The organism is Aquimarina sp. U1-2 (assembly GCF_017897595.1).
GTDB lineage: Bacteria > Bacteroidota > Bacteroidia > Flavobacteriales > Flavobacteriaceae > Aquimarina.
In genome coordinates this window covers 49,894-72,283 of the sequence record NZ_JAGKIK010000018.1, presented here as the reverse complement: position 1 = coordinate 72,283, position 22,390 = coordinate 49,894, and the positions used below count along the sequence as shown (strand labels likewise).

Sequence of the window (22,390 nt, the reverse complement as noted above, 5' to 3'; positions counted from 1 at the left end):
GGGCTCACCTCTTACCATTCCGAACAGAGTAGTTAAGCCCGTTAGCGCCAATGGTACTGCAATCCGTGGGAGAGTAGGTCACCGCCTTCCTTGAAAACCCTTCATACAACTATGAAGGGTTTTTTATTTTAGTATCTTCAAAGGGTATATACCCTCGAGGTAGTTTACTTTAGTACAATGGATTTATGGAATAATTCCGATATTTAGGAATTATTCCATAAATCCATTTTTTTTATTAGTTTTGTAGTTCTTAATAAAAGTATAATGCAAAATCAATTATATGCTGTTATCGATGTTGAAACTACCGGAAAAGGTATCCGGGGTAATCGCATTACAGAAATTTGTATTGTAATTTTGAAAAACGGTAAAGTTCTCGACAAATTCACTTCTTTAGTTAATCCAGAACAAAATATTCCACCATTTATTACAGGGCTTACGGGTATCGATAATGATATGGTTAGAGATGCACCCAAATTTTATGAGATTGCAGAGCATATCATAGAGCTTACCACAGGAGCTATTTTTGTCGCTCATAATGTTAATTTTGATTACAACGTAATTCGGGGAGAATTTAAAGATCTGGGATATACTTTTACCCGTAGAAAATTGTGCACGGTGCGCCTTTGCAGAAAACTAATACCAGGATTGTATTCTTATAGCTTAGGTAGGCTTTGTTCGTCTCTTAATATTCCGTTAGTTGATCGACACCGTGCCGAGGGTGATACTGATGCTACAGTAATTCTGTTTCAAAAGATTTTACAACTAGATCCAGCGTTTGAAATTATAAACTCTTTTTTAAACGCACGCTCTAAAGAGGCAACTCTTCCTCCTCATCTCGAGGCGAATGCTATTAACTCACTTCCGGAAGAAACAGGAATCTATTTATTTAAAGACAAAAAAGGAAAAGTCATTTATGTAGGCAAAGCAAAAAACATAAAACAACGAGTGATTAGTCATTTTTATGATAAAAAGAATAAAGAATATGCATTGGGTCAGGATACGCATACCATAGATTACGAAATCACAGGTAGTGAACTTATAGCTTTGTTAGTAGAGGCAGAAAAAATTCAGCAGTATTATCCAAAATATAATAGCGCTCAAAAAAAGCCAATAGCTCCCTATCGAATTATACAGTATACGAATAGAAAAGGAGTGATACAACTTGCAACTGACAGGTCAAAAAATATACATGATTCTTTAGAGGTTTTTTACAAACGGTCTGATGCTATAGAGCAATTAGAACGGTTGTGTTTTGAATATCAGTTGTGTCCGCGATACTGTAGCTTACAAAGTACTTCAGAACGCTGCTCTCATTACCGTATCAAAAACTGTAAAGGAATATGCTGCGATAAAGAATCGGTAGCACTCTATAATATGAGAGTACAACAGGCATTATTATCTCTAGAAAAACAAAAAGAATCCTACCTCATAAGGGAAAAAGGTAGAGCTATAGATGAACATAGTTTTATTATGATACAAAATGGAATTTATAAAGGATTCGGCTACGTTCATCAATCAGAGCAGGTATTGCATTTCGATGATTTTGAAACATATCTGAAGCTACAAAAACACACATATCATACTACAAAGATTATCAAGGGGTATTTACGTAAACACGGGGAAAACAATGTTATATATAAGTAAAGGGAATACATATGAATACTACAATTGTACACTTCGATCTGGATACTTTTTTTGTATCCTGCGAACGCCTCTTAGACAGTAGACTAAATAATAAGCCTGTTATTGTTGGGGGGACTGGAGATCGCGGAGTGGTGAGCGCAGCCAGTTATGAAACCAGAGCATATGGGGTACACTCTGGAATGCCCATGAAAATGGCTAGGCAACTTTGCCCTGGTGCTATTTATATACGAGGCAATGCAGGAACATACACAAAATTTTCAAAACAAGTAACTGAAATATTACAAAGCGAGGTACCTGTTTTAGAAAAATCTAGTGTAGATGAGTTTTATGCAGATCTTACAGGAATGGATCGTTTTTTTGGATGTTTTAAATTTGCTTCAGAATTGCGGGATAAAATTAAGCGCGAGGCAGGATTACCCATTTCTTTTGGGCTTTCAGTAAACAAGACGGTTTCCAAAGTAGCTACAAACGAAGCTAAGCCTAATAATCGACTTAAGGTCGATACAGGTTATGAGAAAGCATTTCTGGCACCGCTATCTATCAAAAAAATACCGATGGTTGGCGAGAAAACATATCGCACTTTCTGTAATATGGGAATAAAAAACGTTCACACCGTACAACAAATGCCTATAGAAATGATGACATCTGTTTTTGGAAAAAACGGTCAGATTATATGGCACCGCGCTAATGGTATTGATCATACCCCTATTGTAGCGTATCACGAGCGCAAATCTATTTCTAGTGAGCGTACTTATGGTCAAGATACTACAAATGTTCATACGCTTAAAACTACTATTATCGCTATGGCAGAGAATTTAGCTTTTCAACTAAGAAGAGGAGGAAAACTTACTTCTTGTGTAACGGTTAAAATTCGCTATTCTGATTTTCAAACGTACTCCAAACAAGTAAAAATCCCTTACACATCGGCAGATCATCATTTGATACCCGTAGTGACAGATCTTTTTGAAAATTTATTCAGTAGAAGGCTGTTAATTCGTCTTGTAGGTGTTAGATATAGTGGCTTAACATCAGGAACCTATCAAATCAACTTATTTGATGACGAAAAAAAAACAATTAATCTTTATAAAGCCATGGATGATATACGTAATCGTTATGGGGATCGTAGTATTATGCGAGCTGCTACAATGGGAGTAGGGGCGCGTACTATTGGTAATTTTACAAACCCGTTTAATGGTGAACCTCCCATAGTTTTGGCACATAGAACCCAATAAATCCTGTCATTATGTATCTAAATAACCACTCATATTACAGTCTTCGATATGGAACTATGTCTGAAACCGAATTATTAGAAATTGCTCAGCAAAACGGTTGTGATCAATTGTCTTTAACTGATATCAACACTACTTCTGCTTGCTTGAATTTTATTCGAAAAGCACCTTCATTTGGAATAAAGCCTATTGTAGGTATCGATTTTCGTAACGATGTTCAACAGTGTTATGTTGGTCTTGCTAAAAATAACTATGGTTTTTTAGAATTAAATCGATTTCTCTCCAAACATTTGCATGCCGAAAAAGAGTTTCCTGATCAGGCACCCTCATTTGATCACAGTAGTATTATTTATCCTTTTGAGAAGTTACAGACCTTAGAAAAAACAAGTTTTCTCGCTCATGAATTTATAGGTGTTGGTATCGCAGATATTCATAAACTGCGCTTTTCTAAATTGAGTGAGTTTACTGATAAGTTAGTGGCTTTACATTCGGTGACTTTTCGAAATAAACGCGATTTCAATACGCATCGTTTATTAAGAGCTATAGATAAGAATATGCTCTTGAGTAAATTACCAGAATCACAACAAGGCATGCCTGAGCATAGGATGTACGCTATAACAGATATCGAAAAGACCTTTGAAGAATATCCTCATATCGTTAAAAATACGAAGGAGCTACTCTCAAAGTGTAACATACGGTTTAATTTTTCGAAAGACAGAGAGAATCAAAATTTGAAAACAGTATTTGGAAATGCAGAAGAAGATTATCAAAAATTGGTTCACCTTTGCGAAGCAAACTTACCAAAGCGTTATAAGCCGATAACTCATGATATACGCCAGCGCTTAAAGAAGGAGCTTTCACTAATTAAACAACAGGACTTTGTAAGCTTTTTTTTGATTAACTGGAGAATCGTTCAATATGCAAAATCTAAAGATTACTATCATGTAGGGCGTGGGAGCGGCGCCAATAGTATTGTAGCATTTTTGTTAGAAATTACCGATGTAGATCCAATAGAACTGGATTTGTATTTTGAACGATTTATGAATTTATATCGAGCTAGCCCACCGGATTTTGATATTGATTTTTCTAGCTGGGATAGAGAAGATGTTACTCGTTTTATCTTTGAAACTTTTGGAAGCAATAAACAAGTAGCTTTGCTAGGAGCTTACGTAACCTTTAAACACAGTGGTGCTGTAAGAGAGTTAGGAAAAGTTTTTGGGCTACCTAAGCATGAAATAGATAAACTAAGTGGTGGAAAGTATACTCCTGAAAAATTAGATAAACTTTCAAAACTAGTCATTCAATATGCGGGTTATTTACACGGAAAGCCAAATTATATTAGTATTCATGCGGGCGGGATTCTTATTTCAGAGCAACCTATTCATTATTTTTCGGCTACCCATTTGCCTCCTAAAGGATTTCCAACAGTTCAGTTTGATATGCATGTTGCTGAAGATGTAGGGCTTTATAAATTTGATATTCTAGGACAACGCGGACTCGGAAAAATAAAAGATACCATTACCATTGTTAAGCAAAATCATCCCGGAATTGTCTTACCAGATATTCATGATGCAAAACAATTTTTTGTTGACCCCAAGATTAATGCCATGATAGAAAAGGCTGAATGTATTGGTTGTTTCTATGTAGAATCTCCTGCAATGCGTATGCTGCTAAAAAAGTTAGGAGTACGCGAATATCTCACGCTGGTAGCTGCCAGTTCTATTATACGCCCAGGTGTTGCAAAAAGCGGTATGATGCGCGAATATATTTTACGACATAAAAATCCTGAGAGAATAGAAAAAGCTCACCCGGTACTTTTGAATATTATGCCCGACACCTACGGAGTTATGGTATATCAAGAAGATGTGATTAAAGTAGCTCATTATTATGCAGGACTTGATCTGGGAGAAGCCGATGTGCTACGACGCGGAATGAGTGGTAAATATCGATCTCGAGAAGAATTTCTAGCTGTAAAAGATAAATTTATCAGCAATTGCCGTAAAAAAGGAGAAACCGATGCTGTGATTTTTGAAGTATGGCGACAAATAGAAAGTTTTGCAGGATATGCTTTTGCAAAAGGACACTCTGCTTCATACGCTGTAGAGTCTTACCAAAGTTTATACTTGAAATGTTATTTTCCTTTAGAGTATATGGTAGCTACTATTAATAATGGTGGAGGATTTTACAGTGTCGAAACGTATATCCATGAAGCGCGAATGAATGGGGCGGTAGTTCATGCACCTTGCATAAATACTAGTTCGATAGTATCTACAATTAATAAAAAAGAAATTTACCTGGGTTTTCAGCACTTACAAGGGCTAGAAAAGCGAACTATGATAAAAATTCTAAATGCCAGAGCAGAAGGGTTGTTTCTTTCTTTTGATGATTTTATGGAACGCGTACAACTTTCTATCGAACAATTAGATATTCTAATTCGTATAGATGTTTTTAGAAGTTTAGGGAAGGACAAGCGAAGTTTATTATGGGAAGCGCATTATAAATGTAATCATTATGACGCTAGTGAATCTCAGCAGCAACTTTTTAGGATACATACCAAACAGTTTGCGTTGCCAGAGTTTACCATCACAGCTCTCGAAAATGCTTTTGACCAACTAGAATTATTGAATTTTACACTTTATGATCCATTTATTTTGTTGAGAACTCCACCAACAAGTATGCTATCAAATGCTGATATAAAACGTTATCTCAATAAGGTTGTTGTGATTTACGGGTATCTGGTGGTAGCAAAAAACACAAAAACTTTTAAAGGAGATCGTATGCTTTTTGGAACATTTTTAGATCAAAAAGGGGGTTGGATTGATACGGTACATTTTCCCCCGGTTGCCAAGAAATACCCTTTTAGAGGAAAAGGAATCTATCGCATTACGGGAAAAGTAGTGTCAGAGTTTGATTTTTTAAGTATTGAAGTTATTAAACAAGAACGAATGCCTTATATTTCAGACCCTAGGTTTGATACCACATACAATAGAAAAGAGCTTTCAGAAGGTCAAAAAAAGTCGTTAAGGATACTGTAATAAAAATACTAAAAATGAATATCCGTAATCAATCATATCGCACTGCCTCCTCTTCAAGCGCAGTCGAGAGGTTAGTAAATTCAACTAGCTCTAAATCAGGTCTCGACTGTGTTCGACCAGACATTAAAGTTAATTTTATGATGTATAGCGGATATTCAAATGCTAAATAATAGAAATCTGAAAAGAATGTAAAATTTAAATGAAAAATGTAAAAGTTTAAACCAGTTCCGTTAAACGTATATGTTTAACCCGTAATAGATTTTATAATACATAATCTGGGTTAAAACTATTTTTATATAAAAAAGACTGCCTAACTTCTAGACAGCCTTTCTCGAAAAAATTTTATTTTGGGGCTCAAAATAAAATTTAGCGTTGTATTAGTTTTCGACCATATCAAAACCTACAAACTGTTGCATCGCAGTTTGTGTAAGTTCTTTGGCTCTATTTACATAGAAGGTCTTTGTATCGTCGAGTGTTTCATTCTTCAAATCACTTTCGCTTCTTAAATAATCTGCTTGTGCTTCAAAGGTAGATTCATCATTAAGTACTGTACTCAATTCTTGTAATGCACTTTCTAATTTTTTAAGCGCGTTTTCGGCTTTTGATTTTATAAGTGTTTGCTCTTTTAATTCAGCTGCACGTCTGGCTTCAAATTCTGCTTTTTGTCTATTTTGCGCTGCGATTTGTCGTTCTAGTTCTTTTTGTTCAATTTCCAACTGCCGTCTTTTTTCTTCTAATTCTTTTTGCTTGTTGGATACCTCTTCACTAATTTGTGCAATTTCGTTTTCTTCTTCATATGATTCTTCTGCATAAGCGGTATTACCAACGTTTGCCTGGCAATAGGTTAATTCTTCTAGTAGTTTTGACCCTAATTCTTTAGCGCGTTTTGCAAAAAATCGACTTCTTTCATAGGTGTCTTGTTCAAGAGAACTTTGCATGTCGATTCTAGCTTGATAAGCTGTTTCGTTCGCTTTTTTACAATTGCATTGAACAGCTAAGTTTTCTACTTTTTCAAATGCTTCTATAGCTTTATCAGCATATTCCTGAGTATGATATACATTATTTGCTCCGTGTGCTTTTTTACTATGCGAATACGCATAGCTAGCCGCGGTCAAGGCATCATCATATACATTTTGAGCATCGATTTTATGGATCAAACAAGATAAAAATAAAATGATTGCTATTTTTTTCATACGAACATGGGGCTTTTAAATCACAATACAATAATACAATATTTTTTATGTACTATCCAAGAAAAAATGTCATTAATCGATAAAATACGTATTTTATCTTATTATTTATGGGTTAACCGTAGTTTTGGTGATACTTATCCTACTGTCTTTCAAGGTAAAAGATATCGTATTATCAAAACTCACTCTAGAACGATAACAATTGATTTATATTTTGATGAAACAGTAAAAAGAAATAGAAAAAGTACTCTTTTGATGGATAGAGACCTTTTAATTCTTGATAGCGCTCAAATTGATTAAAAAATCGAAACAAATAATAGACATATAAAAATGGTTGACAGCTACGTTTGTGATATTAATAAGTATGATGTAAGTTTACTATGTGTCTTACGTCTATACTTTTTATGAAACAAATAGTAACAAATTTTAAAAATTTCTTCACCGAAGGGAGTATTTAAAATTTTTAATGTGAGAGCGTAGCGGTTACATACGTTTTCAATTTTTTAATTATTTCGTTTTCAAACAATTAAAAAGATTTAAACGTATGAAATGAGTCATAACCATTGGGTTGAAGTATGACCGCAAAAAATAATGAATATTATACACATGAACCAATTTCTTATATCTTCTATTAACCATAATCTTAACAATGCAATTACTTTGTTGGACATTATAGATAGTAAAACTTATCAAGATACATCAACGGGACCTTACTACTCTAGTATAGGTTCTCATATAAGGCATACGTTAGATTTTTTTGATTGTATTACTTGTGGCTTGGATTCTAATAGTATTGATTTAACCAAGCGAAAGCGTAATGAATTGATTGCTACAGATAAAGAGGAGGCTAAAAACCGTATATTGGATTTGCAAATGTTGCTAACTTCTTATATCGATGCGAATACTAATTATTTGATTCATGTGACAGACGATATGGGACAGGGCAAAATAACGGTAGCTTATACGCTAGAAAGTATATTGGCTCATGCGAATAGTCATACCATTCATCATTATGCAACTATTGGGTATATTCTCTATCATCTTAATGTAGCGATCGAAATTCCAGGATTTGGTTACAACCCTACCTCACCTATACATAAGCGAGAAGGTATTTGATGCTGGTTTTATCTTCAGAGTACGAATCGGTTTTATACTATGATGTTATGCTACCCTTTATTTTTTTTTCCAAACAGCGCATCCATAATTGTACGTATACCTTTAAATGCCATGAAGATAGCAAATGCCGCACCCGATAAACCGACTATTAGGATAGGAATGTACAGGGGGTGCTCCTGGTTTTTAAATGCAGAGTGTATAATTACAGGGCCTATAAACATGAAAATAAGGGCAATAGCCATTCGTTGAATACCTTTACCTAATAGTTCTTTATTGGTTCTATTGGGTTCCATAATGATCTATTGCATTACGAACGCTACCATACTCTTCTAGAAGCATAGTTGCTTTTTCTTTACTAATAGTTAATTCTTCCATCAACATTCTAATCCCGCGATCAACCAATTTGTTGTTGCTAAGTTGCATGTCGACCATTTTATTGCCTTTTACCCTACCTAATTGAATCATAGTCGCTGTAGATAGCATATTCAATACTAATTTTTGAGCTGTTCCTGCCTTCATACGAGAACTACCTGTTACAAATTCGGGGCCAACGTTTACCACTACAGGAAATTGAGCTGTTTTTGCTAATGGACTTCCTTCATTACAAGTAATACAACCGGTACTAATATTATTTTGGTTACACGTTTTAAGAGCACCAATAACATAAGGTGTGGTCCCTGATGCTGCGATGCCAACAACGATATCATTTTCAGTTATCTGATGATGGCTCAAATCTTTCCATCCTTGCGTTGTACTATCTTCAGCAAATTCTACTGCTTTTCGAATAGCGGTATCACCACCAGCTATAATACCTACAACCAAATCATGGGAAACTCCAAAGGTAGGTGGGCATTCGCTGGCATCCACAATACCTAGTCGACCACTTGTTCCTGCTCCTATATAAAAAAGCCTACCTCCGTTTTTTAGTTTTTGTACAATTTTGGTGGTTAACGCTTCAATTTGCGGAACTGATTTTTCGACAGCCAAAGGAACAGTTTTGTCTTCATTATTTATATGAATAAGCAACTCATTGACTGTCATTTGATCTAAATGATCAAATTTTGAAGCCTGTTCGGTAGTTTTAGTAAACTTCATACTTCAAAAATACTTATTTTAAGTGGAAGTTATGATGACTTTCAGTTTGAAATACTATCGTTCTTCAATACGAAACTCGAATCGATTTGCTTCCGATAGGTTAAAATAGCCCAGAGGATAATTATCCGGGTTTGAAGTATTCACCATGTTACCTCTTAATACGGCAGGAGGCGACTGAAAAGGATTCCCTCCTTCCTGTTCACTTTGCTCTATAAGTAAGTCTGAATATTCAAAATAGCGTTTATCTATCCCGAGAATTTTGATGGTTACATCCTCTCCTGCCACCATTTCTTCATAAAAATATGAAAAATTAAATGCCTGACCTTGGTAAAAACGATCTTCACTTGGGAAAAAGAGGTTAAAATCAAAATCAAAAAGGTAAAAATCATCACGATTTCCATCATCGGTAAAGAAAATAATAATCTCGGTTTCATCACCCTCAAACAAGGTACCATCACCTTGAATTACATTATCGATAGGTACCGAGGGTATAAGTTGTGTTGTACCAATGTAGGTTTCACTGTCGTAAATAACCGTTAGCTGATAATCGGTATTGAACTCGGGAATGAACTCTCCCGAATCAGGTGTAAAAAAACCTGGTGTGCCTGATTCTGAAAAGTTAATAACAGAATTGTCTGTAGTATTGGTTATAAATACGGTGGCATCGCTTACAGTAGGAATCTGATCATCGAAAAACGGGGCAGATAATGTTAATCGTATTCCGCCTTCTACGTTTACCGGATTTTCATTTTGATAATATTCAAAAGAAGCATCGATCACCAATCGAGGTGCTCCTGTGGGTACATCTACTTCGATAACATCCTCGCAACTTATGCAAAAGATAGTAAGCAATAGTATATAAAGTCTTATATTCATCGTCTAAAATTTAAAGTTGTAGGTTACTGCAGGAATTACTCCAAATATAGAAGTTCTTATCGCTTCATTTCTAAACGTTTCTTCGTTTCTGGTGAAGTTAATTGAAGCCGCATTTCTACGATTGTACAAATTATAAATACTGAAGACCCATTCACCTTGCCATTTTCGAGTTTTATTCTTTTGTGGCGTTAAGGTTGCTGAAAGGTCAATTCTATGGTATGCAGGTAGACGTTCACTATTTCTCGATCCATCAAAAACAGGTACTACAAGTCCTTGGTATTCGAACTGTCCTGAGGGATAGTTTGTGGGTTGCCCGGTTTGAAACACAAAATTAGCACCAAATCTCCATTTTTTATTGAGCTCATAAGAGCCGTTAAAAGATATGTCGTGTGTTTTATCAAAAGGAGTATTGTACCATTCGTTATTATTAATTCCTGGTTCTTGTGCAGTACGGCCGGGTGTACGTTGCTCTGATCTAGACAAGGTATAGGCCAACCAACCTTTAAATTTTCCTTCGTTTTTTCGAAATAGCAACTCTAAACCATATGCTCGAGCCTCTCCATTAAGAATATCTTGCTCTATCGCATTATTAGCAATCAAATCTGCGCCGTCTATATAATCGATGCGATTTTCAATATCCTTATAAAAAATTTCGGTTTCTAATGAATATGCTCCGTCTTTAATACTTTTGAAATACCCTAACGCATATTGATTAAGCAATTGAGGTTTTATGTACTTACCACTTGGGGCCCATACATCTAGTGGGGTAGGAGAGTTAGTGTTTGATAAAAGATGCAGGTATTGTGCCATTCTATTGTAACTTGCCTTTATAGAGGTATTATCATTAAAAGCATAGGCAAGGGCAATTCTTGGTTCGATATTGGTAAATGTCTCTATCTGGTCGCTTCTATCAAAAGTTTCAGTAGCTATCGGTTCGGCAGACTCATAGATCTGGAGTTCTTCATTAAACAGTAAAGGATTATCATCTTCGTATACATTTAATTCGTCTTGACCTAATCTTATAAAATTACTTAGTCTTAGGCCATATTGTACCGTTAAATTATTCGATATTTTATGTTCTGCTTCTACATATGCCCCAAACTCATTGGCATATTTATCGGTAAGTTTTTCTCGGGTGATACCAGAGTCATCACTATTAGGTCGTATTTCACCGGGATTGAACTTGAAGTAGATATTGTTGATCCCATAATTGAGCTGAAAATTGTCACTTATATAATGCTTCAAATCATACTTAATATTAAAGTTTCTAATTCCAGAGTCCCATTCAAAACCAACAAAATCGAGTTCTAATCCGTAATAATAGTCAGAATAGATCAACGAAAGATTAGAAAACAACCGATCAGAAAACAGATGGTTCCATCTTAAATTAACTACCGAATTACCGTAAGTGTTTACAAAACTATCTGCAACACTAAAAACATCACGTCCAAAATATCCAGAAATAAACAAGCTATTATTTTCATTTAATTTATAATTGAGCTTTGTATTTAAATCGTAAAAATAAGCCACATTGTCGTTTCCTTCATCTACTAACGGAAGAAACAAATGTGCATACGAGGCTCTACCCCCTACAAGAAATGCCCCCCTATCTTTTTTTATGGGCCCTTCGGCAAGGAGTCTACTGGCAACCGCTCCCAAACCACCGGTCATTTTAAATTTTTTACTATTTCCTTCTTTTTGATAAATATCTAACACTGAAGATACTCTACCACCATATCGAGCAGGGATCCCACCTTTGTATAATTTAATATCTTTAATGGCATCTGGGTTAAAAACAGAGAAGAACCCAAACAAATGGGAGGAGTTAAAGATGGTAGCTTCATCTAATAAAATTAAATTTTGGTCTGCAGCACCGCCACGAACATTAAAACCTGATGCCCCTTCGCCACCACTTGTAACACCGGGTAACAGAACAATGGATTTAATAACGTCGGCTTCACCTAAAACTACCGGAATTTGCTTGATAGTTCCTGCAGAGAGTTTGTTAAGACTCATCTGTGGTGTTTTGATATTTATCTGTTCTACTTTCTCGGTAATAATTACTTCATCGAGCATTTCTGAAGCTTCGATCAACTGAAAATTGATTTTTTTATCTCCGTTTAAATCGACATTTTGTATAATATCATTAAACCCTAAATAGCTTACCTGGAGTTTGTAGGATCCTTGGGGTAAGGTTATAGAATAAAAACCGTATTCGTTGGTCACTACTCCTTTTCCAATTTCTGGAAAAAGAATAGTCACACCTATTAGGGTTTCATTACTGGATTTTTCTGAAATCGTTCCGCTTAGTGTATATTTTTCTTGTGCCGAGAGTGAAATTTGTAATAAACATGAGATGAAGAAGCTAATGAGGGTGTACTTTGTCAAAAGAAAAAAATTTAGTTTATAAAAATACTTTTAGGTTGTACTAGATATTGAACTCATTGCATTTAATTTCATCATATTTTCAGACAAAAAGAAAAAGTAAAGATGAGTTCATTTGGATGTAAGCTAAAACGAATGTTTTTTCTCTCATCATTTCTATTACTACATAACGCCCATTGTCCATTTTAATTTTATCCAATTATAATGACGACCAAAAGTAACGACTATTACAATAGGCTGGTGTTATTAAATTATTAAAAAACTTCTAATGCTGAAATGCGTTATTAGTAAAGAATTCAATTTTGGTGCACAAAAAATACCCCAAAGACAGAGTCTTTGGGGGAGTTCATTAGATTTTATCAATCTATTTTGAAATAACAGCTTTCAAGACAGTCTTTTTTCGCTATTATTATTATTATTATTATGTAGTAATAATATGATTTAATGTTTCGCTGGGTCGCATTGCTTTGGATACTTTATCAACATTGGGCCAATAATATCCACCCATGTCTACTGGGTTACCTTGGGCGTTATTTAATTCGGTAATAATCTTGGATTCGTTATCGGCTAATTGTTGAGCAATATGAGAAAACTCTTTTTGCAATTCGGTATCTTTTGTTTGTTCTGCAAGTGCCTGAGCCCAGTATAAAGCCAGATAAAAATGACTTCCTCTATTGTCGAGTTCATTGACCTTTCTGGAAGGAGATTTTTTGTTATCCAAAAATTTTATAGTGGCTTGATCCAAAGCTTCGGCAATAATTAAGGCTTTGGTATTCTTGTGTTTTTCACCAAGATGCTCTAGTGAAACAGCCAGGGCCAAAAATTCTCCTAATGAATCCCATCGCAGGTGACCTTCTTTGTTAAATTGTTGCACATGTTTGGGAGCAGAACCACCTGCTCCTGTTTCAAAAAGACCACCACCATTCATTAGAGGTACAATAGAAAGCATTTTGGCACTAGTACCCAATTCTAAGATAGGGAAGAGGTCGGTATTGTAATCACGTAGCACATTACCTGTTACAGAAATAGTATCTTTCCCTTCCTTTATTCTTTCAAGAGAAAAACGTGTAGCTTCTACAGGAGACATAATTCGTATATCCAGTTCACTAGTATCGTGCTCTGGTAAATAAGTATTTATTTTTTTAATTAATTCGGCATCGTGAGCCCTATTTTGGTCTAACCAAAAAATTGCAGGTGTATTTGTAGCTCTGGCACGGTTTACTGCTAATTTGACCCAATCTTTGATAGGAGCATCTTTAGTCTGACACATGCGCCAAATGTCACCTTTTTCTACATTATGCGCTATTAATATTGTGCCCTGATCATTAACTACGCGTACAGTACCATTGTTCTCTATTTCAAAAGTCTTGTCATGCGATCCGTATTCTTCTGCTTTTTGAGCCATTAGTCCAACATTAGGTACGGTTCCCATGGTTGTAGGATCGAAGGCACCGTGTTCTTTACAGAAATCTATGGTTTCCTGATAGATACCTGCGTAGCTACTGTCTGGAATAACGGCTTTAGTATCTTGAGTATCCCCCTCGGCATTCCACATTTGACCAGAATTTCGTATCATAGCAGGCATAGATGCATCAATAATTACATCACTAGGTACATGAAGGTTTGTAATTCCCTGATCAGAATTAACCATGGCCAACTTAGGGCCTTTCTCATAGCAAGCCGCTATATCGGCTTTAATTTCTTCTCTTTTGGCATCAGGTAATTTTTTAAGCTTGTGAATTAGATCTCCAAACCCGTTATTAACTTCTACACCGATTTCATCTAATACTGCTTCGTGTTTTTCGAAAACATCTTTAAAAAAAACTTCTACGGCATGACCAAAAATAATCGGGTCAGATACTTTCATCATCGTAGCTTTCATATGCAATGAAAACAATACATTTTCTGCTTTTGCATCTGCGATCTGCTCTTCGAGAAAAGCAATAAGTGCTTTTTTACTCATTACCGTAGCGTCGATAATTTCTCCTTTAAGAAGGGCGATATTTTCTTTTAGGGTTTTTGTAGTATTGTTAGCATCAAGAAACTCAATCGAAACGTTACCCGCTTCAGAAAGAGTCACCGATTTCTCGTTTGACCTAAAGTCTCCACTCGACATAGTAGCTACATGAGTTTTAGAATTTGCATTCCAATCTCCCATAGTGTGAGGGTTTTTTCTCGCGTACTGCTTTACTGGTTTCGGAGCTCTACGATCAGAATTTCCTTCTCTAAGAACTGGGTTTACTGCACTACCTTTAATTTTGTCGTATCTATTTTTAATTTCTTTTTCAGTTTCACTCTGGGGTTCTTCAGGGTAATCTGGTAAGTTATATCCTTGAAGCTGCAATTCTGCTATTGCTGCTTTTAATTGAGGAATTGAAGCACTAATATTTGGAAGTTTAATAATATTGGCCTCTGGTTGTTGTGCAAGTTTACCAAGCTCTGCTAGAGCATCTGCCTGTTTTTGTTTATCGTTCAAATAGTCTGGAAAATTTGCAAGTATCCTAGCGGCCAGCGAAATGTCTTTAGTCTCAATATCAATATTCGCAGCCCTGGTGAATCTTTTAACCAAAGGTAGAAAAGAGTAGGTTGCTAAAGCAGGTGCTTCATCGGTTTTTGTATAAACAATTTTTGAGGTATTAACTCCCATAGTACTGATTTTTTTATCTAGATATCATTATTTACGTACGACTCAGGCTTTAGATACCTAAATATTAGTCAAATTTTTTAAGGAAATATTAGTCGTTTAAATTTCCCAAAGTAAACAGTAGTATTTGATTTTTTGTCAATTACTTAGAAAGGATAGTATACCTTGAGATTTTCCGTGCGCGAAGATACAAATCTACTCATGTAAATGCAACCTCTATGGGATAAGTTTTGAGATGAGTTCAATTTGAAGTTATAATTATTTACGTATCTTGATGTGAATAGGTTTTAAAAGTTAGAGGGTTAATAAGAAGCAAAGTTATTTTTAAGGTTAAACCCCGGTTTATGCATTATAAAATCCCGGCCTGCCATTGTATTTAAAAAAAGGTAGGCAGGTATTACGTCTTAACATACCTTAGTATTCGTTTACTTTCGCCAGTCTGGTCGAATGCAGTCGAGACCTGGTTATTAAATCTAAAAATAATCTTTCGACCTAGCATGTAATGACTAAAGCGGATAGGAGTTTGGTTCTAGAAATAAAAGAAAAAGCCATATCAAAATACATATATCTTGATATGGCTTCATTGAAAATGCTTCGGTTGTATAATAGCTGTTTTATTCGCTGTTACATAAAAACTTTCGTTTTTATATCATACTACGATCATCATTTTCAATTCGTGATAGTCACAAATTATAGACATAATCATACTTATAAATTGCGGCTATGCAAAGGACTAATAACGATTTCTGTATACATGATCAATAACTATAATCATTCTACAGATCTCACAATAGTAGTCCAAATACCATTTTATACAGTTAAAAAGGTGTCAAAACTTAATTTTTTCTTTTGAATTTCATTTTGAAATTACTTCAAAGTAAAGCCCTTAAATTGATTTCAACGATGTACTCAAAAAAATAACTTTCATCTTATATTTATTTCAACTTTAAAATGGCGTATGTTGTTCAAAGAACGTTTTGTAGCTATTACAAAATTTAGGAATCCTTTTGTCATCTCATATATTTTGTAATTTCTTATTTAAAGATAATGAAAAATAGTATCGAAGTAATGGTTTGTTATTATATTAGTTATCAAAAGGTTATGAACCTAGTTTATCAACTTTTGTTCATAAAAAAAGCTGCATTTTTGCAGCTTTTTATTAAAGTATACTGTAATGTATTAATTTCTTTTTTCTTTAATACGTGCTTTTTTACCTGTAAGCTCTCTAAAGTAAAATATACGTGCTCTACGTACCTTACCTCTTTTATTAACTTCGATTTTTTGAAGCGCAGGTAAATTAAGTGGAAAAATACGTTCTACTCCTATAGTACCAGACATTTTTCTGATCGTAAATGTCTCAGTAGTACCAGATCCTCTTCTTTGAATAACCACTCCTCTAAAGAACTGTGTACGTGTTTTATTTCCTTCTTTAATCTCATAATACACCGTGATTGTATCACCGGCAGAGAACTCTGGCATTTCTTTTTTGGTAACAAATTCGTTTTGTACGAATTTTACTAAATCTTCCATTTTATAAAGTTTCTTAGGTTTTGTCAAAACAACATTCACGATTTTCGCCAGAGGTTATTTTAATCAGATTGCAAAAATAAAGATAATTTGATTACACGCAAGTGTTTTGAACTTAATCTTTTAAAAGATCAGGTCTTCTTTCTTTAGTTCGCAAATACGCTTGTTCTTCTCTCCATGTCTCAATTTTAGGAAAATTACCAGAGGTGAGTACTTCAGGAACTTTCCAGCCTTTATAATTTGCTGGCCTCGTATAGATTGGGGGGGCTAATAGGTTATCTTGAAAAGAATCGGTAAGTGCAGAGGTTTCATTGCCCAGAACTCCGGGAATAAGTCGTATAATGGCATCACATAGGATCAAAGCGCCTAATTCGCCCCCAGACAAAACATAGTCACCTATCGATATTTCTTTAGTTATAAATTGATCTCTAACTCGTTGATCGACCCCTTTGTAATGTCCGCACAAGAGTATCACATTATTTTTTAAAGACAGTTGATTAGCCATACCCTGATGTAAGGTCTCGCCGTCTGGAGTCATATAGATAATCTCGTCATAATCTCTTTCTGAAGTAAGTTTACTAATACATTTGTCTATAGGCTCTATCATCATGACCATACCGGCACCTCCACCAAATTGGTAGTCATCTACTTGCTTGTAGGTATTGGTCGTATAATCTCGCAGATTATGAAATTGTACATCTACTAGACCTTTTTCTATAGATCGCTTCATTATAGAAGCTTCAAAAGGGCTTTTTAGCATATCAGGGACTACAGTAATAATATCGATTCGCATCACTATCAATTTCAATACTTAGAATACGTGCAAAGATGCAAAAAGAAAATGAGCTCATCTTGACTTTTTTACTTTAATCAAAAAAGTCAAGATGAGCTCAATAGTAAAAATTTAAAAAAATCTTAGTACACCAAGATTTAGGTAAATTTAGTATTACTTAGCTCCGGCTTTACGCTGTTTATTAATTTCATCTTGTAGTTTGCGCATAACTTTTTGCTCGCGTTCTAATGATCTTCTTCTATGATCTTCAAATTCATCTTCGGTCTCGGCTAATGCCTTTTTTGCTTGTATAGTAACGGCATTACTATTTTTAAATTTGTAAATAAAGAAGCCTAGAAGCGCTAAAAGTGCTCCAACGATAATCCACATAATTGTTTTGTAGCTTGATTTGGTAACAGAAGCACCAAAGAAACTCATGTTATCTTTTTGTTGTGTTACCAAAGCTAAATCTTCATTAGTCTTATTCAAAGAGGCTTCGAGACCGGTTATCGTAGCTTGTTGATCCTCAATTTGTTTATTGTTGGTAGTTATTTTGGTTTCTAATTTTTTTATGGAATCATTTACATTAGCCTTTAGTTTATTGATCCAAACTTGCTTGATAACCTTATACTCTTGGTACCTTCCTGATTTTTTGATTACAATATCAAATTGTTTTTCTATTTCCTCTTGTTTTAATGCTTGTTCAACAGATACAGTCTCTTGTGCGTACGATGCTGTGAAAAACGATAAAAGTGTAAAAACAACGAATAGATACTGCGATAATTTCATACGTTTAACTATTTTTAATTGTGTGAAAACGAAATAATTAAAAAATTGAGAACGTATATAGCCGCTACGCTCTCACATTAAAAATTTTAAACATTCCCTTTGATGAAGAAATTTTTAAAATTTTTTACTATTCGTTTCATGTAATTATTCTTCTTTATTTAACTAATTATATATTGTATTAACCTTTACATACAAGGTAGTAGAGCATAAACATAACAGCATTTGGGAGTGTTACTGTATGATTTTTCCTACTTAAATTTTTTGTTTCTTATTAAGTTTGTTCTGTAACGACAATAAATGTACGATATTGTAGATAATTATAAAGTTTTTTTTTACAGAATTTGGATGAAAGTAATATGTTGCTGATTTATTAGAAGTTGAAATGTATAATTTCAGGAAATGAATAACAAGATTGGTTAAACTCGCTTTATGCATTAGAAAATCTATTACGGCTTTAAACTGCTGCAAAACCAAGCACTACGTTGTGTTTTTAAGTTTCACCGTAGCGATGCTATGATGAAACTTAGAAAACACTCTTCCAACGCTACAACTCGCCCAAAGCAATGCTTTGTCGTAGCATTTTCAAACCTCATAACGAAATTCTAATGCATAAACCGGGTTAAAAAAACGTAAAGCTATATTACACTTGAATGTATTGTCAACGCTAAAGGGTATAATACGCACAGGCTTGCCTTGACATTGAAAAATTATTTTCAACAAATGCCTAGTGGCTAGCCCCTGAATTGGATTATTTTAAAGTTCTAGAATTTGAAAATTATCAACTATAGAAACTTTAAAATGATCTTATGTTTAACCTGCTTTCTCAACCAATCTTTTCTAAATCTTGTCTCTTATTGGCACCGCCATAGGGTGTAATACCCCCGAGATAGTTTACTAGTAATAAGTAAAACGGCGTACTTTGGCTATATATTTAGATAGCCGTATCACTTGGTGACTATAGCCGTATTCGTTATCGTACCATACATATAGAACAGCGTTATGTCCTTTAGCATCAACTATAGTAGCGTTGCTATCATAAATCGACGGAGCAGAAGACCCCACGATATCGCTAGAAACAAGCTCGTTGTCGAGAGAATATTTAATCTGCTCTACTAGATTTCCTTCTAAAGCATATTTTTTTATAATAGCATTCATACTTTCTTTGGAGGCTTTCTTGTCTAGATTGAGGTTGAGAATCGCTAATGATCCATTGGGAACAGGTACACGAATTGCGTTGGAGGTAAGTTTTCCTTCAAAACTTGGTAATGCTTTCGAAACTGCTTTGCCTGCACCAGTTTCAGTAATTACCATATTGAGGGCAGCAGCACGACCCCTTCGATATTTTTTATGCATATTGTCAACCAGATTTTGATCATTAGTATATGCATGTATTGTTTCTAGATGGCCGTTTACTACGCCAAAACTATCGTCTACTGCTTGTAAAATAGGGGTTATCGCGTTTGTAGTGCATGAGGCCGCAGAAAAAATGTCCACTTTGTCAGGATCATGTTCTTTGTGGTTAACACCATGTACAATATTAGGCACTCCTTTTCCTGGAGCCGTAAGCAGCACTTTAGTAACACCTTTGGCTTTCAGGTGTCTTTCTAAAGCTTCTTTATCTCTAAATGCCCCTGTATTGTCGATTACTAGTGCATCTTCTATACCATAAGTAGTGTAATCAATTTCTTCGGGATTGCTAGCGTTTATAATGTTAACTGTAGTGCCATTGATGAGGAGCGCTTTATTATTGATATCTGTTTCTACTGTTCCTGCGAAATCTCCGTGAACAGAATCGTTTCGTAGCAATGAAGCTCTTTTTTCCAGAACTTCTTCTGTAATTTCTCCTCGGGTTACAATAGCTCTTAATCGTAACTGACTTCCTTTACCCGTTATGGTCATAAGTTCACGTGCGACAAGACGACCAATTCTTCCAAATCCGTAAAGAACGACGTTTTTTGGTGAGATAGGCTTAACTTTCTTAGCATCTTTAAGTTTATTTTGAACAAATCGATTAATAGAACCATATTCATCATTAGAAAGATGATATTCGTAAGTGAGCTTACCGATATCTAATTTTGAAGGCGGTAAATCCATTAATTTTATAGCTTGAGCAATTTCTACAGAGTCAAATATAGAAATAGGCTTTTGTACAAATTCACCAGCGTATTCGTGGAGATTTATAATTTCACTTACGTTTTTATCGATCAATTGGTTCCTAAAAAGTACCAATTCTATCGCGTTATCGTACCATAAGTCGCTTACTGCTTTAATAAAGGCCACAGTAGCGCGGCGTCGATCTGCCTGGAAGGCAAGTTCTTTTTCGTAAACTTCGTTAGTGCTCATTTTGTTGTTGTGTTTTTAAACCTTGAAATTTCGTGCAAAAGTATATATTTCAAACGTTTTCGTAAAACGTTTTTTGATAAAAAAATCCCGTCACTTTACATAGTAACGGGATCTCGCTATTTACAAGGCTTTCGATAGTTTTATAAACATCATCAAAGGGTATAGTACCTCGTGGACTCGCCTTGAGATAGTTTATTGAAAAACAAATTCTCGTTTATCACCATTTCTATCTACCAAACTAATAGTAATATCTTCATCGGGATATTTATTTTCTATAATTTCTTTCACTTCTAAAACACTTTTTACCTTTTTACCATCTATCTCGCTTATAATAAGTCCTTCTAGATTGTATCTTTTCATTCTAGAACTGAGTGCTTTATTAATAACAACCCCATGATCAAGATCAAATTTCTTCAAATATCCATTAGGCGGATTAACAACTTCAACACCTACATCGCTAATATTATAGTTTTGTATCTCGTATTTGGTTAATTTAACAGGTAAAACGAGCTCTTTCGTTTTTCTTAACACCCGTACCTTAATAATATCATCGGGTCGTTTACTATTTACGTAACCCGTTAGATCAGCAAACTTCTTTATAGGTAATCCGTCAATTTCTTTAATCACATCTCCTTCTTTTAATCCAGCTTTTTTTGCACCACTATTTTCTGCTACAGAGGCAACAAAAACTCCTTGCGATGTAGAAATATCATAAGCCTCGATGGCCTTAGGGTTAATGGTTCCGCCGGTTATTCCTATGATTCCTCGTTGTACATCTCCAAACTCTATAATATCATCTATAATTTTTTTGGCATTGTTTGAAGGTACCGCAAAAGCGTAGCCCACATAACTTCCGGTTTGCGAAGTAATTGCTGTATTGATACCAATAAGTTCACCTTTTGTATTTACCAGAGCGCCACCACTATTACCAGGATTTATAGCTGCATCAGTCTGGATAAATGATTGTACATTATTATCATACTCATTCAAATCTCTCGATTTTGCGCTAATAATACCTGCAGTAACCGTTGAAGTTAAATTAAAAGGGTTTCCAACCGCCAGCACCCATTCGCCAATTTTGGCAGAGTTAGAATCTCCAAATGGGATATAAGATAATTTTTTATCGGCTTCTATTTTAATTAGTGCAATATCAGACTGTGGTGCCGTCCCAACTACCTTGGCTTTATAAGATTTATTATTATTTAAAGTAACCTCAAGATCTGTAGCACCATCGATAACGTGATTGTTGGTAACAATATACCCATCTTCAGTAATGATTACACCAGAACCGGCTCCCTGAATTCTTCGTTCTTGTGCTCCTCCATTTCGTAAAAATTCCATTAAATTTCTTGGAGTTCGAGTAACCCCGTATTGCTTAACGTGTACAACAGCATTTACTGTTTTTTCTGCTGCTAGTGTAAAATCAATACTAGCAATAGAGGCACTTGTTGCATTTTTAGAATTACCTATCGCATAATTCACAGGAATGGTATCTGTTCTTGATATTCTATCTTGAATAACAACTGCATCTGATTGAATAAATAATTTATAAGCACCTAATGTTATCACTCCAGCCAGTATGGCTACAAGTAATACACCTAAAAATCTTTTCATCATCTTTTCTTTTTTGTTTAATTAAATTAGTTCTATTAAATAGACTGTACTTAATACTTAAAATTACAATTATCGTATACGTTTTCGTAAAAATTTAACTCACAATTAACAACACATTTATGTTCACTTTC

Annotated in this window: 15 protein-coding genes and 1 rRNA gene; 5 read left to right on the top strand and 11 right to left on the bottom strand. The window is 34.8% G+C overall.

Translation table 11 applies throughout. From position 1 onward, the window contains the following. From rrf to J8281_RS17250, 4 genes are all read left to right on the top strand, one after another. Window positions 1-90 (top strand): 5S ribosomal RNA (gene rrf, locus J8281_RS17265); the annotation flags it as partial. 174 nt (window positions 91-264) lie between these two features. Then, complete coding sequence (locus tag J8281_RS17260) at window positions 265-1,644, top strand: exonuclease domain-containing protein (RefSeq protein WP_210198908.1); 1,380 nt, start codon at window positions 265-267, stop codon at window positions 1,642-1,644. Between the two features lie 11 nt (window positions 1,645-1,655). Next, the gene (gene dinB / locus J8281_RS17255) at window positions 1,656-2,876 is read left to right on the top strand and encodes a DNA polymerase IV (RefSeq protein WP_210198907.1); all 1,221 of its coding nucleotides are present in this window, start codon (window positions 1,656-1,658) and stop codon (window positions 2,874-2,876) included. An 11-nt stretch (window positions 2,877-2,887) separates the two neighbouring features. Next, window positions 2,888-5,908: a DNA polymerase III subunit alpha gene (locus tag J8281_RS17250; protein WP_210198906.1), complete on the top strand. Its 3,021-nt coding sequence runs from the start codon at window positions 2,888-2,890 to the stop codon at window positions 5,906-5,908. Between the two features lie 377 nt (window positions 5,909-6,285). On the opposite strand, the gene J8281_RS17245 is transcribed toward J8281_RS17250, so the two are convergent. After that, window positions 6,286-7,101 (bottom strand): hypothetical protein, encoded by an 816-nt coding sequence (locus J8281_RS17245; protein ID WP_210198905.1) that lies wholly within the window; start codon window positions 7,099-7,101, stop codon window positions 6,286-6,288. Window positions 7,102-7,704: 603 nt separating this feature from the next. Here J8281_RS17245 and J8281_RS17240 point away from each other — a divergent pair. Further along, window positions 7,705-8,214 (top strand): DinB family protein, encoded by a 510-nt coding sequence (locus J8281_RS17240; protein WP_210198904.1) that lies wholly within the window; start codon window positions 7,705-7,707, stop codon window positions 8,212-8,214. 50 nt (window positions 8,215-8,264) lie between these two features. Here the strand turns inward: J8281_RS17240 and J8281_RS17235 are convergent, their stop codons facing one another. The 10 genes from J8281_RS17235 to J8281_RS17190 all read right to left on the bottom strand — a co-directional run bounded on the left by J8281_RS17235 (window position 8,265) and on the right by J8281_RS17190 (window position 22,262). After that, window positions 8,265-8,507, bottom strand: coding sequence for a DUF6095 family protein (locus J8281_RS17235; RefSeq protein ID WP_210198903.1), 243 nt, complete (start codon window positions 8,505-8,507; stop codon window positions 8,265-8,267). Beyond that, entirely contained in the window at window positions 8,494-9,309 is an 816-nt protein-coding gene (murQ, locus tag J8281_RS17230; protein WP_210198902.1) for an N-acetylmuramic acid 6-phosphate etherase, read from the bottom strand. Before murQ ends, J8281_RS17235 begins: the two co-directional genes overlap by 14 nt. A 54-nt stretch (window positions 9,310-9,363) precedes the next feature. Further along, on the bottom strand, window positions 9,364-10,185 hold the full coding sequence (locus J8281_RS17225; protein ID WP_210198901.1) for a DUF4249 family protein: 822 nt from the start codon (window positions 10,183-10,185) through the stop codon (window positions 9,364-9,366). A 3-nt stretch (window positions 10,186-10,188) separates the two neighbouring features. Beyond that, entirely contained in the window at window positions 10,189-12,573 is a 2,385-nt protein-coding gene (locus J8281_RS17220; RefSeq protein ID WP_210198900.1) for a TonB-dependent receptor, read from the bottom strand. 418 nt (window positions 12,574-12,991) lie between these two features. After that, the gene (locus J8281_RS17215) at window positions 12,992-15,217 is read right to left on the bottom strand and encodes an NADP-dependent isocitrate dehydrogenase (RefSeq protein WP_210198899.1); all 2,226 of its coding nucleotides are present in this window, start codon (window positions 15,215-15,217) and stop codon (window positions 12,992-12,994) included. Window positions 15,218-16,393: 1,176 nt separating this feature from the next. Then, window positions 16,394-16,744 carry a 50S ribosomal protein L19 gene (rplS, locus tag J8281_RS17210; protein WP_210198898.1) on the bottom strand — a complete coding sequence of 117 codons (351 nt, stop codon included), beginning with the start codon at window positions 16,742-16,744 and terminating at the stop codon, window positions 16,394-16,396. Between the two features lie 112 nt (window positions 16,745-16,856). Continuing rightward, on the bottom strand, window positions 16,857-17,534 hold the full coding sequence (gene trmD / locus J8281_RS17205) for a tRNA (guanosine(37)-N1)-methyltransferase TrmD (protein ID WP_210198897.1): 678 nt from the start codon (window positions 17,532-17,534) through the stop codon (window positions 16,857-16,859). A gap of 153 nt (window positions 17,535-17,687) precedes the next feature. Then, on the bottom strand, window positions 17,688-18,302 hold the full coding sequence (locus J8281_RS17200) for a tRNA (guanine-N1)-methyltransferase (protein WP_210198896.1): 615 nt from the start codon (window positions 18,300-18,302) through the stop codon (window positions 17,688-17,690). Window positions 18,303-19,196: 894 nt separating this feature from the next. Further along, window positions 19,197-20,645: a glyceraldehyde-3-phosphate dehydrogenase gene (locus J8281_RS17195; RefSeq protein ID WP_210198895.1), complete on the bottom strand. Its 1,449-nt coding sequence runs from the start codon at window positions 20,643-20,645 to the stop codon at window positions 19,197-19,199. Between the two features lie 192 nt (window positions 20,646-20,837). Further along, complete coding sequence (locus J8281_RS17190; RefSeq protein ID WP_371812631.1) at window positions 20,838-22,262, bottom strand: trypsin-like peptidase domain-containing protein; 1,425 nt, start codon at window positions 22,260-22,262, stop codon at window positions 20,838-20,840. Between the last annotated feature and the right edge of the window lie 128 nt (window positions 22,263-22,390).

Bases quoted from the DNA above. Each gene is read 5' to 3' on its own strand.
- J8281_RS17260 (WP_210198908.1), top strand. From the start codon at position 265: ATGCAAAATCAATTATATGCTGTTATCGATGTTGAAACTACCGGAAAA.
- dinB (WP_210198907.1), top strand. From the start codon at position 1,656: ATGAATACTACAATTGTACACTTCGATCTGGATACTTTTTTTGTATCC.
- J8281_RS17250 (WP_210198906.1), top strand. From the start codon at position 2,888: ATGTATCTAAATAACCACTCATATTACAGTCTTCGATATGGAACTATG.
- J8281_RS17245 (WP_210198905.1), bottom strand. From the start codon at position 7,101: ATGAAAAAAATAGCAATCATTTTATTTTTATCTTGTTTGATCCATAAA.
- J8281_RS17240 (WP_210198904.1), top strand. From the start codon at position 7,705: ATGAACCAATTTCTTATATCTTCTATTAACCATAATCTTAACAATGCA.
- J8281_RS17235 (WP_210198903.1), bottom strand. From the start codon at position 8,507: ATGGAACCCAATAGAACCAATAAAGAACTATTAGGTAAAGGTATTCAA.
- murQ (WP_210198902.1), bottom strand. From the start codon at position 9,309: ATGAAGTTTACTAAAACTACCGAACAGGCTTCAAAATTTGATCATTTA.
- J8281_RS17225 (WP_210198901.1), bottom strand. From the start codon at position 10,185: ATGAATATAAGACTTTATATACTATTGCTTACTATCTTTTGCATAAGT.
- J8281_RS17215 (WP_210198899.1), bottom strand. From the start codon at position 15,217: ATGGGAGTTAATACCTCAAAAATTGTTTATACAAAAACCGATGAAGCA.
- rplS (WP_210198898.1), bottom strand. From the start codon at position 16,744: ATGGAAGATTTAGTAAAATTCGTACAAAACGAATTTGTTACCAAAAAA.
- trmD (WP_210198897.1), bottom strand. From the start codon at position 17,534: ATGCGAATCGATATTATTACTGTAGTCCCTGATATGCTAAAAAGCCCT.
- J8281_RS17200 (WP_210198896.1), bottom strand. From the start codon at position 18,302: ATGAAATTATCGCAGTATCTATTCGTTGTTTTTACACTTTTATCGTTT.
- J8281_RS17195 (WP_210198895.1), bottom strand. From the start codon at position 20,645: ATGAGCACTAACGAAGTTTACGAAAAAGAACTTGCCTTCCAGGCAGAT.
- J8281_RS17190 (WP_371812631.1), bottom strand. From the start codon at position 22,262: ATGATGAAAAGATTTTTAGGTGTATTACTTGTAGCCATACTGGCTGGA.